The organism is Metamycoplasma hominis ATCC 23114 (genome assembly GCF_000085865.1).
Taxonomy (GTDB): Bacteria; Bacillota_I; Bacilli_A; order Mycoplasmatales; family Metamycoplasmataceae; genus Metamycoplasma; species Metamycoplasma hominis.
This window is the reverse complement of the sequence record NC_013511.1, coordinates 67,686-83,232: the sequence shown is the minus strand read 5'-3', so window position 1 is coordinate 83,232 and position 15,547 is coordinate 67,686. Positions and strand designations below refer to the sequence as shown.

The 15,547-nt window shown below is 26.1% G+C and carries 11 protein-coding genes; 3 read left to right on the top strand and 8 right to left on the bottom strand.

The annotated features are described in order from the left end of the window. Positions 1–13: 13 nt before the first annotated feature. A complete protein-coding gene (gene rlmB / locus MHO_RS00340) occupies positions 14–706 on the bottom strand; it encodes a 23S rRNA (guanosine(2251)-2'-O)-methyltransferase RlmB (protein ID WP_012855339.1) in 693 nt (230 codons plus the stop codon). Next, the gene (gene cysS / locus MHO_RS00335; protein WP_012855338.1) at positions 706–1,911 is read right to left on the bottom strand and encodes a cysteine--tRNA ligase; all 1,206 of its coding nucleotides are present in this window, start codon (positions 1,909–1,911) and stop codon (positions 706–708) included. Before cysS ends, rlmB begins: the two co-directional genes overlap by 1 nt. 60 nt (positions 1,912–1,971) lie before the next feature. Here cysS and argS point away from each other — a divergent pair, with 60 nt between their 5' ends. Further along, positions 1,972–3,597 carry an arginine--tRNA ligase gene (gene argS / locus MHO_RS00330; protein ID WP_049780777.1) on the top strand — a complete coding sequence of 542 codons (1,626 nt, stop codon included), beginning with the start codon at positions 1,972–1,974 and terminating at the stop codon, positions 3,595–3,597. Positions 3,598–3,703: 106 nt separating this feature from the next. Here argS and MHO_RS05170 read toward each other — a convergent pair whose 3' ends face one another. The 4 genes from MHO_RS05170 to ychF form a co-directional block, all read right to left on the bottom strand. Beyond that, entirely contained in the window at positions 3,704–4,000 is a 297-nt protein-coding gene (locus MHO_RS05170) for a hypothetical protein (protein ID WP_012855336.1), read from the bottom strand. Then, complete coding sequence (locus MHO_RS05165) at positions 4,000–5,679, bottom strand: ATP-binding cassette domain-containing protein (RefSeq protein WP_012855335.1); 1,680 nt, start codon at positions 5,677–5,679, stop codon at positions 4,000–4,002. The genes MHO_RS05170 and MHO_RS05165 overlap by 1 nt, the downstream gene beginning before the upstream one ends. Before the next feature lie 11 nt (positions 5,680–5,690). Then, complete coding sequence (locus MHO_RS05160) at positions 5,691–6,383, bottom strand: PHP domain-containing protein (RefSeq protein WP_012855334.1); 693 nt, start codon at positions 6,381–6,383, stop codon at positions 5,691–5,693. Between the two features lie 328 nt (positions 6,384–6,711). Then, on the bottom strand, positions 6,712–7,815 hold the full coding sequence (gene ychF / locus MHO_RS00310) for a redox-regulated ATPase YchF (RefSeq protein WP_012855333.1): 1,104 nt from the start codon (positions 7,813–7,815) through the stop codon (positions 6,712–6,714). Positions 7,816–7,889: 74 nt separating this feature from the next. Here ychF and MHO_RS00305 point away from each other — a divergent pair, with 74 nt between their 5' ends. Both MHO_RS00305 and MHO_RS05155 read left to right on the top strand, forming a co-directional pair. Beyond that, positions 7,890–8,477, top strand: coding sequence for a thymidine kinase (locus MHO_RS00305; protein ID WP_012855332.1), 588 nt, complete (start codon positions 7,890–7,892; stop codon positions 8,475–8,477). 34 nt (positions 8,478–8,511) lie between these two features. After that, positions 8,512–8,730, top strand: coding sequence for a hypothetical protein (locus MHO_RS05155; RefSeq protein WP_041359585.1), 219 nt, complete (start codon positions 8,512–8,514; stop codon positions 8,728–8,730). A gap of 79 nt (positions 8,731–8,809) precedes the next feature. Here MHO_RS05155 and MHO_RS05150 read toward each other — a convergent pair whose 3' ends face one another. Together MHO_RS05150 and MHO_RS00290 are read right to left on the bottom strand one after the other, a co-directional pair. Next, positions 8,810–10,675 (bottom strand): hypothetical protein, encoded by a 1,866-nt coding sequence (locus MHO_RS05150; protein ID WP_012855331.1) that lies wholly within the window; start codon positions 10,673–10,675, stop codon positions 8,810–8,812. Between the two features lie 208 nt (positions 10,676–10,883). Then, positions 10,884–15,452, bottom strand: a complete 4,569-nt coding sequence (locus tag MHO_RS00290) for an Lmp1 protein (protein WP_012855330.1) — start codon at positions 15,450–15,452, stop codon at positions 10,884–10,886. Positions 15,453–15,547 lie beyond the last annotated feature (95 nt).

The following is a 15,547-nucleotide window of genomic DNA, read 5'->3' as shown; positions in this document are numbered from 1 at the left end:
AATTGTTATTTTTTTATTTCTTATTAAAAACTGTATATAACAAAATTCCTGTTGCCACTGAAACATTAAGAGATTGAACGGATTCCTTATCTTGCTCAATGTAAATAATTTCATCCGAATGTTTAAGCAATGTTTTTGAAACGCCACTCCCTTCGTTTCCAACAATAATTGCAATTTTCTCGTTAAATTTTGCGTCATTTAGTTTTTTTGCTTGTTGGTTTAAGGCCGATGCATATATTCAAAAACCTTTATTTTTTAATTCCTCAATTGCATCAAATAAGCTGTTAACTTTAATCACTTTAACGTTTTTAAAACCTCCCGAGCTAGTTTTTAAAACACTCGGAGTTACATCACATGCTCTATCCTTTGGAATGATTATATGTTTAAAACCAAACACATTGGCACTACGTATAATAGCACCAAAATTTTGGGGGTCTTGGATATGGTCTAAAATTAAAACCTTATCTGAGCCGTCTTTAAAAATACTGCCCAAATCATGATATTGAAAATCTTTTAATTTTGCAGCATATCCTTGGTGATTTCCATTTTCTGTTAATTTATCTAGGCTATTTCTATCTAAATAAACAACTTTCTTAAATTTTAAATTGTTGTTAACAAGTCCTTTTTGCAAGTAAATTTCTTCTATAGGAAATTCATATTCAATTGCTTCTAAGACTGAATTTTTTCCAAAAACTATCTTTTTCATTAAATCAACCTTTTTGTTTTTAAAATGTTTCTTATTTCATCTGCTTTATCGTATTGTTTTTGTTCTTTTAAAATATTTCACTTTCTATATAGTTCTTTATCATCATTGCTTACTTTATTTTCAACTAATTTAAAACCTAAAACCTTAAATACAAAAAATGCATTACCATAATTCAATGGTGATTTTAATTGCTCATTAAGTTGCTTAAAGGCTAATGAAAAATCAAGATTAGAAACATTTTTTAAAATTGAATCTATTATTTGTTTATCTAACGTATATTTAATATCTTCCAATTGACTTTTATTAAAATGCGCCTCAATATTATTAATTTGTTTTTGAAGCGATGCAAGTAATTCATCAGTAATATTAATTGGTTTGCTGTAACTTGTTGATAGCATTAACAATTTATAAGTATCAGCCGAATAATTTTTTAAAAATTCTTCAGCATAAATTATGTTTCCTATTGACTTAGACATCTTTTGATTCTTATAATTCAATGTACCAAAGTGAATCCAATCCTTGGCAATATCTTGGCGATTGATTGCAAAATGTTGAATGTTTTCGTTTTCGTGATGAGGAAATATTAAATCAATACCTCCTCCATGAATGTCAAGTTGTTTGCCTTCAAAATATTTATTTATAAAACAACTACATTCAGTATGTCAACCTGGTCTTCCAAGACCAAATGGACTTTGGAATTTTATACCTTCAGTTGTGTCTTTTCATAAAGCAAAATCATATGGCGAGCGCTTGTCAACTTCATTGCTTGAATCTGAAATTAAATTTGCCAATTTCTGGTTGCTTATTTTTCCATACACATCTTTAAATTTCAAAACGTCGAAATAGACATTGCCGTTCACTTGATATGCTGCGCCCTTTTCAATCAATGATTGAATATATTCATACATATCATTAAGGGAATCAGTAACTCTTACAATCTTATTTGGCATTTCAATTGAGAATAATTTAAATAAATTTAAATAATATGCTTCATAAAAACTTGAAATTTCTTTTTCTGTCTTGTTTTCTTGCTTTGCCTTAGCAATGATTTTGTCATCTATATCAGTGATATTGTGAAGAAAATAAACATCTTCTCCCAATTGCCTTTGAGCCCTAATCATTAAATCAAAACTAACTATTGGCCTTAAATTGCCTATATGAGGATAGTTATAAACAGTTGGGCCACATAAATAATATCTTTTCATACTCAATATTATAACTATAAATATAATGTTTTTAAATTTTATTATATTATAATTATGAATATGAAAACAACGAAAGACATTATTATTGCTTCATTAAATGAAGCACTTGAAAAATTAAATATTTCTAAGCCTATTGTACTTACCGAATCTAAAAATTACGGCGACTATTCAAGCAATATTGCCCTAACATTGCAAAAGGATTTAGGTAAGAAGGCAATAGATATTGCCCAAGAAATAGTAAGAAATATTGATTTAAATAAATTTAAAGAAATTAGTGAAATAAAGGTTGCCGAACCTGGTTTTATTAATTTTTGAGTTTCAAACTCGGTTATAGCCAACACAATAAATCAAATCAACAACGAAGGATCAACATACGGAAGTATTGATCCAAAAGGTAAAGGAGCAATTAATGTTGAATTTGTGTCTGCTAACCCAACAGGATATTTGCATATTGGACACGCAAGAAATGCTGCTATTGGTGCAACATTGTGCAATATTCTAGAAAAAGCAGGTCACCGCGTTGTTCGAGAATATTTAGTTAATGATTATGGAAACCAAATGAATAAAATGGCAGATTCAATATTTGCTAGATACCAACAAATATTTAATCCCGAATTTCCTATGCCAGAAGATTCATACCATGGCGGAGATATGATAGAATTCGCTCAAGCATTTTATAACATTCACAAAGATGAATACAAAAATGTAGAATACACTGATGAAATTAGAAAAATCTTTAGAAGTTTTGGAAGAGATTTTGCTTTAAAAAATATTATTGAAGATATGAAAAAATTTGGAGTAACATTCGATATTTTCACATCAGAGGCAGAACAATATGCCAAAAATAGAGTATGACCAGCAATTCATAGATTAAAGACAACATACAAAAAAGATGGCGCAACTTGACTCGAAACAACAAAGGGTGGTAAAGATGACAAGGACCGTGTTATTATCAAAAGCAATGGTGATTCAACATACTTCTGTGCGGACATTGCATACCACGAACAAAAACTTTTGGAATTAAATGATCCAAATGGAAAAATTGTTGACATTTGAGGAGCTGACCACTCAGGATACGTAGAACGTGTTAAATTCTCATTTGAAGATTTAGGACATAGAAGAGACCAAATTGAAATTCTTCTATTCCAACTAATTAGAATCATGAAGAATGGTAAAGAAGTTAAAATGTCAAAACGTTTAGGAACTTCTTTAACGTTAAGAGAACTAGCAGAAGAAGTTGGAAATGATGCAATTAGATACTTTCTAATTGATAGATCATATAATTCAAGAATTGACTTTGATATTAACAAAGTTACTGACAACAACGAAAATAACCCTATGTATATCATTAAATATGCTCATGCTCGTGCTTGCCAATTATTAGATAAAGTAGGAATTGAAAACCCTATTGCTTCTGATGAGTTGGATAATGAATATGCTCAAAAGCTTGTTGCAGAATTAAAAGAATACCCTGAATTAATTTCAACAATGGCCAAAACTTATAAAGTCAACTTGTTGCCTCCTTATCTATTGAAATTATCAAAGGCATTTAACTCATTTTATTCAAATACCAAAGTTTTAGGATCTCCTAATGAACAAAGCCTTGCAGCCTTAGTAAAGGCAACAAAAATTGTTTTAGCTGATGGTTTAAAATTAATGGACATTGAAGCACCTGAAAAAATGTAAAATTTTTAAAAAAACAAAGCCTTCAAGGCCTTGTTTTTTTAATTTTCAACTTAAAAATAAATGTTTTTATTAAAAATCTTGTGCTTTATTTAAGATTGAATAAGAATTAATTTTCATTATATCTTTCAACAAAATTTGTGAATAAATTTTTAATAAATTCTATTTGTTTATTACCCTTTTGTAATTGTTCTTGAGCCGATTCTGTTAATTGTGGTTCACTTAATTTTTCGTCACTAATAGATATTGCTCTAATTATAAAATTATTAATGTTTTCTTTATTTCAAGCATCAGAAGGGTTGTCTAAGTCAATTTCAATTTTATATTTATTTTTGCTATCGCTTGCATTAGAAATAACTATTAATCTCTTTTCATCTTTTGTAAATACATAGTCAATTGTTATCATTATTTATCTCCTTTGGTTTTATTAATTTTTTCTTCATGAACTTTTAATCTTTCATACAAAGCTTTCATACTGCCTTCCAAATAAAGCGATTGAGGTGTGTCAATTTCATTATCTTCGCGAATTATTTCATTAACAACAAATTTTTTGTTTAGATTAGTATTGAAAATATCTGTTGTTATTATGTTGCCTTTTATCAATGTTCCAATATTAGGGTTATGTGTAACGATAAAAATTTGTTTGCCTTTTTTAATTTGTTCTTGCAACATTGGAACTATTTTTTCGTATATTGTTTTATTATCTAGATTATCTTCAATTTGGTCTAGCAATAAGTATTGTTCATTAGGAACATTGTTCAATGTGTCAATCGCGTGTGTTATACCAAACAATGTCTTTTGGCCCATTGATAGATTTTTATATTCTTCATCCCCTGCATAGATTTTTATTTTATCTTTAATCAATGCCTTAATCATCTTTTTAATATCAAAGTTATCTTTAATATTACCATTAAGAACATCAGCAATTGTATTACTCTTATTTGTTGAACCGAGTCATTTATTCAAAATTAAATTTTTTTCTTCTTCACTTAAAGCAAAACTTTCTATTTTATATTTTATATTTTTATTTTTTTTATCAGTTTCTTCTAATGTTCAGTTTAAAATGATTTCTTTTTCAATTATTGAATTATATTGTCTATTGATTTTTTTCATTATTCTTCCTAAATTAGAGAAATGTTCCAATAATTGTTCATTATCATTTTGAATCTTCAAAGTGTTGCTTAATTCTTCAAGATATGCTCTTTTAGCATTTGTAAATGATAATTTAAAACATTCAAGAGCTTTTTTATCCTTGGATACAACTAAATTATATTGATTGTAATATTCTAGAAATAAGTTATTTTGTAGTATAACATTTTCTGTTCTTTGTTGAATATCTAATAATTGTTCTTTTGAAATTTGAAGTAGCGACGAAGATTGTTCAAATTGTGCTAAAAGATTATTGACAACCAAATTTGTACTATATATTTTTTCTTTTGTTTCTTCAATTGATTTCAATAATTCCTTAATTTTTTTTATTTCATTTGAAGAATCACAGTCAATGGTTGCAATGTTTTTAGTACTACCTTCATTTAAATTAAAAGATTGATTAAAAACATTTGAAAGTGCTATCTGTCTATCACGTTCGTGCCTATATTCATTTAACAAATCTTCTAGCGATCTAAAATCATTTAATTGTTTTAACATTTTTTGATCTTGATCATAGTAAATTTTTTCTGTGAAATTATCAATACAATTACTTTTTTGCTTTTCAACATATTCAGAAGAATCAAGAGAATTTTTCCTGCTATCATTTTGACTAATATAACCGCTTAGGTTTTTTTGAATTTCTAAAATACCTGCATCCTTTGAATTTTGCTTACTTTCTGAATCAAAAATATATGAAAAATCCTGAGTTTTAATTTCTGTATTATCAATATTTATTGAATCGACTAAAAATTTAGCCTTTTCATTGAATCATTCATATTCGTTTTTGAATAATTTTTTGTTTACTATTGCTTCTGCTAAAACCAAAAGCAAGGAGCTTTTACCAGAACCCTTTTCACCAACAATAACATTAACTTGACTATTTAAATTTATGTCATAAGTTTCGTTATTATTTTTAATTTTTAGGCTTTTTATCATATTATTCCTTTCTATACATTGTCATAATCAACTTTATTATTTCTTATATTGTTTTTTACTTCATTAAATGTAATTTGATCTTTATTTTCAACTTCCACATAAGAACAAAATTTACCATATTGAGGATATTTTCTTCATGTATGTGTGTCACTAAAATATAAAACCGGAATGTTTGGATCTTGTTTTAATATTTTCTTTTTATTGCTATTATTAAAATCTGTTATATCCAGCCCATCAACTTGGCTATTGCATATATCTTGTCATTCCATATTATCTTGACCTTTTCCAGCATGAGGGAAAACCATAAAATTGAAGTTACTTTTTTTAAATAGTTCAACAGCGTCTTTGTATGTGTATTTATTGCTATTGAATCTAAATTCTTTTTTAGTTACTTCATTTAATTCTTTTAAGTTGCTATCTGGATCAAATATAAATATAGCTTGTCCTATTTGACCATCATATTTTCTTAAATTAACTTCAATACCAGGCCATAATGTAATATCAATATTGTATTGTTTAATTATTTCAAGGCGTTTCAAATAACTTTCAATATAAAAATTATCATGGTCAGAAAAACTAGCAATTTTGACTCTTTTTTTAGTTAAAATTAACAATTTTTCTAAATCAGATTCTTGAGAAATATTACTTCCTGTATGGCTTGAATCCTGAGAATGTACATGCAAATCAATTTTTATTAAATTCATAATTGTTCCTTAAAATAGGTTGAAATTTAAAAGTTCGTTTCCTACAAATAACTTAATGTAATACCAAAAAATACTATATAGCAATATATATAGACTAATAAAATTTTTATGATGTAATGAAACTTTTAATGAGTATTAGTTTTGATAGTATATCAATAAACTTTTTAATCATGCAATTAACTTTAAAACCATAGCAAATAAATTTGGTCAAGTTTTATATTTCGTTAATTCATATCATATCATTATGATAAGTATCATTACTCTTTTATTATACGATTTTAAAAAAATACAACAAAAAAAATTAGGTATTTTCCCCTAATTTTAATTTTTATTTTGCCACTCTAAAAAAGCAAACATCACCATCTTGCATAATATAATTCTTGCCCTCAATTGCTATTTTTCCGGCTTCCCTGCAACCTTTTTCGCCATTTAAAGCAACATAATCTTCATATTTAATGACTTCTGCTTTTACAAATTTCTTTTCAAAATCAGTGTGAATAATTCCTGCACATTGAGCAGCATTCATTCCTTTTTTAAATACTCATGCCCTTGCTTCGATTTTACCCGCCGTAAAATATGTTGCTTGATTTAATAAATAAAAACTTTTCTTGATAATTAAATTTAATCCGGAGCATTCAATGTTATATTCATTTAAAAACATTTCTTTTTCTTCATCATTAAATTTACATAATTCATATTCTAATTTAATACAAATAGGTATTAAAATTTCTTTTTTGTCTTGCAAATATTTGTTTAATTCTTGATAATATTTAGCACTTTCTAGATTTTTAAAACTATCACTATCAAGGTTTGCAACATAGATTGTAGGTTTTGCAGTAAGCAATTGATATGATTTGATCACGGCTTGTTCTTCTGAACTTAAATCTAGATTTTTAACCATAATTTCATTTTCTAATGCATTACGTATTTTTAAGGCAACTTCAAATTCAAATTTCAATTCTTTATCACCTGAATTTTGAGCTTTTTTACCAATTCTATTAATTACATTTTCAATAGTTTGCAAATCTGCCAATATTAATTCAATATTAATAGTTTTTAAATCACTAATAGGATCAATTTTATTATTAACATGCATTATATCAGCATTTTCGAAGCATCTTATAACATGAACAATTGCATCAACTTCGCGAATGTTTGCTAAAAACTTATTGCCTAAGCCTTCGCCTTTTGAAGCACCAGCAACTAATCCAGCTATATCAACAAATTGAAAAGTAGCAGGAACAATTTTTTCTGTTTGAACTATTTTAGCTAATTCATAAAGCCTTGGATCTTCTAAATTAACTATTGCAACGTTAGGTTCAATTGTAGTAAAAGCATAATTTGCCATTTCAGCTTCATTTAATGTTAATGCAGAAAACAATGTACTTTTGCCAACATTAGGCAATCCAACTATACCAGCTTTTAAACTCATAAAAACTCCTTTAAAAAAGTAATAATTATATTATAATGTTAAAACATTATTATTTAAAAGTTTGAGGTATAAAAATGTATAAAACATTTAATGATGGAATGATAGAAGTTATAACTGGACCAATGTTTAGTGGAAAAAGTGAAGAATTATTAAGGAGAGTTAGAACCTTAGAATATGCTAAGATGCTACCGCTTTTAATAAAGCCTGAATATGACAATCGCTTTTCTGATGATGAAATAGTAAGCCGTTGTGGCGTAAGAAGAAAAACGCATTCATTAAAAAACATTAACGAAGTTTATGAATTACTTAAGCAAGATAAATATAAGGCAATAATAATTGACGAAGCCCATTTTTTTGGGAATTCATTAATTGAAGTCGCTGATGACTTAGCAAATAAGGGATATTTAGTAATTGTAGCTGGCCTAGACCAAGATTATCTAAGAAAACCCTTTGGGCCAATTCCTGCCTTAATGGCAATGGCTGAACGAGTAACTAAATTGCAAGCAATTTGTGTAGTATGTCAACATGCTGCTTCAACAAGTTTTAGAAAAGATTCTTCAAATGAGCAAAACTTAATTGGTGACTATAATGAATATGAAGCAAGATGCAGAAAGTGCCACATAATGGGTCAAAAACAAAAGGAATTACTAAAAAATAAGTAAATCAAAATTTTTATTAAAATAAAAATTACAAAAATTGCTTTCAAAAAATATTTCTTATAGACTTATATTTTCGGGTGAAACAAATCGAGAAAATATCTACTATAATTGACAATTTTATAAAGTTAAAAAAGACAATGAAGATAACATTGTTCCTATTGAAAAATTTCCTGAGTTTTATGAAAAAGAAATTTTTGCATCTCAATATATCCACGAATTAGATGATATTTTAAACGAACTAAAAGATGTTCAATAATCCAGACTAATTAAAAATAAGGCATTTCTTAAGCCTTATTTTTAATATACTTTTTTAACCCTAAAAGGTTTCTAATCCTTTAGTTTTTATTCAATATTGATAATTTTTGTTTCAATTCAACAAAAGTATTCTTTAATTCTTGGTTTGTAAATGAGCTTTCTTCAATTAAAGAAATCTTAGAATTTATATTATTCAAAATTTTTTCTTGTTCTTTTATATCATAACTTAAATTATTCATTCATAAATCAGGGTTATATGCATAATAACTTTCAAAATTCTTTTTGTCACTTAAATATTTTTCAATTTCTAGATTTTTTGCACTTAATTTTTCTTTAAAATCTTTAATTTCTTGTTTATCTAATTTACTATTGTTCAAATCAAATGATTCTAATTTATTTAATAAATCAACAACTTGATATGCAAGATTATTTTTCTTTGCTTCTTCAGTTATATAAACTTCTCTAAATTTATCGCGAATGTCAACAGTGAGAAGCTTTAACAATTGTGGATAATAAGTTACTCAAATATCCATTCATTTGGCATCTAGTGCATTAGCTCTTAGTTCTTCATTTTTTTGTTGAATTTCCTTTTTAAATGCTGCTAATTTTTCATTTGCACCAGTATATTTTGGCGAATAGCAGTATTTATCTCAAACATTTAGTTTTGAAATAAGCACATCAGATCAGTCTTCAAAAATTTCGTATAAATATGATTTAATTGCTTTATTAATTATTGGAATAAATTTTTTTAATTCTTCATTAGCTTTTCATATTACTTTATAATCAACACTGTCAAGAGAATTTAAATCTTTAAGATTTGAAACCCTTTCCAACTCGTTTTTTAATTTGAAAAATTCTGTTCCTGAATATTCATTAAATTCATTCTTTTGTCTAAATGGTTCACCATTTTGTGATTTTAAAAATCTTGCAATATATTCAGCATCAACCAACAATATTTTAGATCTTTGAATTTCTAAAACTTTTTTAATACCAACTCTATCTATCCAAGCTTTTTCTTTAATTGCTTTTTCTTTAGCATCTGCTAAAGTTTTTATGGCTGCTTGTAATTCTTTGATTGTTGAATTTTTTCCAACGCCTTTTACTTCTTTAATCTTTTCATTAATTTTATCTGCAATTTCTTTATATACAGGATTTTTTAAATCGTTTGCAATAAAGTTTGACAAATCATTTCTTGAAGATTCAAGATCAGATAATTTTGCTGATTTATAATTTTGAATTTTTTCATTTAAATCATTGTTTGCTCTTATTGCGGCATCAATCTTTTTATCAATATCTTCAAGTGTTGATTTTGCTTCAACATTTGAATCATTAAATATTTGCAATTCTCTAGAACTATCAACATTTTTAGAAGGTTCTGAATCAATAATTGCTTTTAATTTGTTCTTGGCTTCTGCAAGTCTAGACTTTTTAACTTCTTTAAGCTTTAACTTTAATTCATCAATATTATTTTTCAAAGTTAAAGATTCGCTCTTGACTTGTTCAATAGAATTAAAAGGCAATTTTTTAGCATTATTTAAAGCATTGATTGAATTTTTGGTATCTATACTTTTACTATCTTTATTATTAACTAATGATCTTAGTTGAAACATAGCCATGTTGAATTTTTCTAATTCTTGTTTAGCAAGATCTAACTTATTTTTAAGCAAAGCGATTGAACTATTTAAATATTCTGTATTCTTTGAAATTTCTTCGTCAGTAGACTTTTCATTTATTTTATTTGAATCGTTTAAAACTTTTTGTTCAATAGCGGTTTGGCATAGTTTGGCTATTGGAGAATTAATTAATTCTTTCAATTCACTTTGCGCATTATTAAATAAATTTAAAGAGGTTCGATCTTTTATTTGCTTATTAGGTTTCTTGCAAAATCTACACATTATTAAAACAAAAGCAGTAATGGCAATCCCCCAGCAATAAAGGTCAATCATCCTAATTTTCTTCTTCGTTTCTTTATCATATTTTCCTTTCCTTGCAATATAAATACTTAAAAATAAGCATTTAATTTATTATTATAACACATTAGAAAAATAAAGTTTTTTTAAAATAAAATCCGAAATTATTTTTTTGATTAACATTAAAATAAAAAATTAGCGCTTTTTGCACTAATTTTAAATTTAATTTAAAGACCTTACAAAACTAAACGTTTTTAAGAAGTTCGCGGACTTCATCCAACTTGTTTTTAATCCTTTGATCACTTATATTTTCATTTTGCCTATCAAATCATCTTAATGATTCTTTTAATTCACGGGATCTATCCACAAGCAATCTTATTTTTTCATTTAATTTGGCTATGTTATCACTATTTAATGTTTTATTTTCGTCTAGTATTTTCTTTACTTCTTTTAAATTCTTATCAATGTCTAACAATGTGGGTTTAAATTGTATTTCTGCTAGTGATCGCAAGTTATTGCTTCTAGTTGTTTGAGCAACTTTAATAAATTCAGGAACTGTTGACAATATTCTATTAATTGAATATTGGGCGTTTGAATTATTTATTATTACTTCTTTTAATAAAGAAACATTTTCTTTAATATTTAAGTTATCTAATGTATCTTTAATAGATTCTCATTTATTTTCGAAATTTATATTAGATCTTAATTCTACTTGTTTGTTTGTTAATTCACTAATATATTTATTAATTTCAACTTTTTCTCAAAGATAAAAATTGCTTCTTATAATATCTTCAAGTTCTTTTTTATTTTTTTCAATTTCTGATATTTTTGATACTGCTTTTTCTTTTATTATTGGAAGAAGATATTGATTTATTTCATTTAATTTATTTTCTAATAGAGAAATTTTAGGGGTTATATCTTTTGCAGTAAATTGATTTTTTTGATGATTTAGTGTAAAGTTACTTAAGTCATTTTTAGCATTTAATATTTCTTGTTTTAATCTTTTTGCTCTTTGGTCAAGGCTATTAATATTTTCATCAACAAATTTAATTGTTTTTTCTGCTCTTTTATCTAAGTCTTTTGCTTTATCTAATAAAATTTCATTTTCTCTTACTAGAATTAAATTTCTTAGATTTTGATAATTTTCTATGCTTCTATTTCTTTTATTAATAAATCACGATGAAACAGGAGGGTTTTTAGTGTAATCTCCAACTAATACTCTAAGTGCTTTGTTAAAGTCGTCTTTCAAACTATCATCTACACTCAACACACTATCGTCCATAAGATCTTGTCATTTTTGTAAGCTTTCTATACCAACTTTATCTCCATAACCTCTCTTCATATTGGCAATAAGCTTGTCAGCTTCTAATCTATATTGTGAGTTAAGGTTATTTCTTATATGTGCTTGAATATTTACTATAACTTTTTTAATTGTAGATTCTTGAGTGCTCATTTCTGTAGATAATTGGGTTAAATAATCTTTTGTTGATTGATTGCCTAGTTTTTGTTTCTTTGAAAGTAGAGTTTGTTTTTCTTCTCAAGCGTTCTTTAATTTATCAACATCACTGTTATTAAATTGTTCAGCTTGTGCCAATTTAAACAATCTATATCCGATGTTACTATTTTTAGTTTCAACCTTTCCAAATTCTTCGGTTATAGTCTTCAATAATTCATTTCCTAATTTTTGAACTTGTTGTGAAGAATCTTTCAATGCTTGTTTAGAACTTGATGGATTATTTTTAATTGCATCTGCTTTTGTTAATTCTTCTGCTAATTTATTTTTAGTAGTTTCTAACTTGCTAGATATTCATGAAAAATTAGTATTTCTTATAGGCCCAAACTCTTCAATTTTACTTTGCAAGTCATTCTTTAGAGGCCTTAATTCATTATCTATACTTGATTTTTTAGCCTTTGCGGTATTTAATGCTTGTTTTAATTCGGTGTTTGCTGATTCGATATCTGATTTGTTTGAAGAATCAGTTACTGAATTTTTAGAATCTCTTTTTGAAGTTAATTGTGAAATTAATTCTGAATAATTTGGATTGTTTTTATTTGTATTTATAAATTCTTGAATTTGATTTCTTGTTTGTTTTAATTCATTGAATTTAGCTTCTTTATCTTTATTGAATGTTTCTAATTTTTTAGTAATTTCAGCAACTTTTGCATCTAATGAAGATTTAGCTGATTGCATTGAAGCAGTATTATTAGATTTAATTGCTTGATTTGCTTTTTGAACTTCTTTTTCTAATTCAGTTTTTGCTTGTTGAATTGTATTATCTTTGTCAGTTAATTTTGCTGATAATGTATTTGCATTAGAAACTGAGTTGTTTAATTGTTCTTTAATTGATTTTGCTAAATTATCAGCTTGAACTTTGTCAGCATTTGCTTTTGCTAAAGCTTGTTTTAATTCGGTGTTTGCTGATTCGATATCTGATTTGTTTGAAGAATCAGTTACTGAATTTTTAGAATCTCTTTTTGAAGTTAATTGTGAAATTAATTCTGAATAATTTGGATTGTTTTTATTTGTATTTATAAATTCTTGAATTTGATTTCTTGTTTGTTTTAATTCATTGAATTTAGCTTCTTTATCTTTATTGAATGTTTCTAATTTTTTAGTAATTTCAGCAACTTTTGCATCTAATGAAGATTTAGCTGATTGCATTGAAGCAGTATTATTAGATTTAATTGCTTGATTTGCTTTTTGAACTTCTTTTTCTAATTCAGTTTTTGCTTGTTGAATTGTATTATCTTTGTCAGTTAATTTTGCTGATAATGTATTTGCATTAGAAACTGAGTTGTTTAATTGTTCTTTAATTGATTTTGCTAAATTATCAGCTTGAACTTTGTCAGCATTTGCTTTTGCTAAAGCTTGTTTTAATTCGGTGTTTGCTGATTCGATATCTGATTTGTTTGAAGAATCAGTTACTGAATTTTTAGAATCTCTTTTTGAAGTTAATTGTGAAATTAATTCTGAATAATTTGGATTGTTTTTATTTGTATTTATAAATTCTTGAATTTGATTTCTTGTTTGTTTTAATTCATTGAATTTAGCTTCTTTATCTTTATTGAATGTTTCTAATTTTTTAGTAATTTCAGCAACTTTTGCATCTAATCAAGATTTAGCTGATTGCATTGAAGCAGTATTATTAGATTTAATTGCTTGATCTGCTTTTTGAACTTCTTTTTCTAATTCAGTTTTTGCTTGTTGAATTGTATTATCTTTGTCAGTTAATTTTGCTGATAATGTATTTGCATTAGAAACTGAGTTGTTTAATTGTTCTTTAATTGATTTTGCTAAATTATCAGCTTGAACTTTGTCAGCATTTGCTTTTGCTAAAGCTTGTTTTAATTCGGTGTTTGCTGATTCAATATCTGATTTGTTTGAAGAATCAGTTACTGAATTTTTAGAATCTCTTTTTGAAGTTAATTGTGAAATTAATTCTGAATAATTTGGATTGTTTTTATTTGTATTTATAAATTCTTGAATTTGATTTCTTGTTTGTTTTAATTCATTGAATTTAGCTTCTTTATCTTTATTGAATGTTTCTAATTTTTTAGTAATTTCAGCAACTTTTGCATCTAATGAAGATTTAGCTGATTGCATTGAAGCAGTATTATTAGATTTAATTGCTTGATCTGCTTTTTGAACTTCTTTTTCTAATTCAGTTTTTGCTTGTTGAATTGTATTATCTTTGTCAGTTAATTTTGCTGATAATGTATTTGCATTAGAAACTGAGTTGTTTAATTGTTCTTTAATTGATTTTGCTAAATTATCAGCTTGAACTTTGTCAGCATTTGCTTTTGCTAAAGCTTGTTTTAATTCGGTGTTTGCTGATTCGATATCTGATTTGTTTGAAGAATCAGTTACTGAATTTTTAGAATCTCTTTTTGAAGTTAATTGTGAAATTAATTCTGAATAATTTGGATTGTTTTTATTTGTATTTATAAATTCTTGAATTTGATTTCTTGTTTGTTTTAATTCATTGAATTTAGCTTCTTTATCTTTATTGAATGTTTCTAATTTTTTAGTAATTTCAGCAACTTTTGCATCTAATGAAGATTTAGCTGATTGCATTGAAGCAGTATTGTTTGAGGCAACTGCTTGATTTGCATTTTTAATTTCAGCATCTAATGATTTTTTAGCTTTTGCAATTTCACTATCATTGTCACTTAATTGAGGCAATAATTGGTTTGCTTGAGAAATAGATGCTTTTAATTGTTCTTTGGCATTTAAATTATCAATGTTATCTTTTTCTTTGGTTGATTCATTTAACAATTTAATTAGATTATTTGTTGCATTTTGTATTTCGATTAAAGTTGATTCAAGACTAATTGGAGTATATTTATTTAATTCATTTTCGATATTTTGTTTAATATGTTCGTATTCTTGTTTCGATAACTCGTTTTTGATATATTCTTGCAATTTATCTTTTATTTCATTAAATTTAGCAAATTCCAATTCTTTTTGATTTATTTGATTTTTTATTTTTGATATTAATAAAGTAATAGCATCTTTTAACCTTAAAGTTTCTTCTTCAATTGCTTTGGTTTCAGATTTATTATTAATTTTTAGTGATCCTTGCAAAACTTCTTGTTCATGAAAAACATTTATTTCATTAACAATTTTATATCCTAGCAATTCATTTAATTGCTTTTGTAATTTTTTAAAATTTTGCAATAAATTTTCTTTTTGCGATTGATTTGCAATTTTATGACGGCGAGCCTTTATTGCAATAAGCGCTGTTGTAGCAATTGCTAAACCGCCGCACAAAATTGCCAATGGAATGGCAATTTTTTTCTTTTTTTCATTCATTCGTTCTCCTATATTAAAAATGGAAATTTAGTTATATTTTTAATTAATCAATTTTATTTTTATTAACTAAAAAGTTAATAAAATAATTAAAAAAT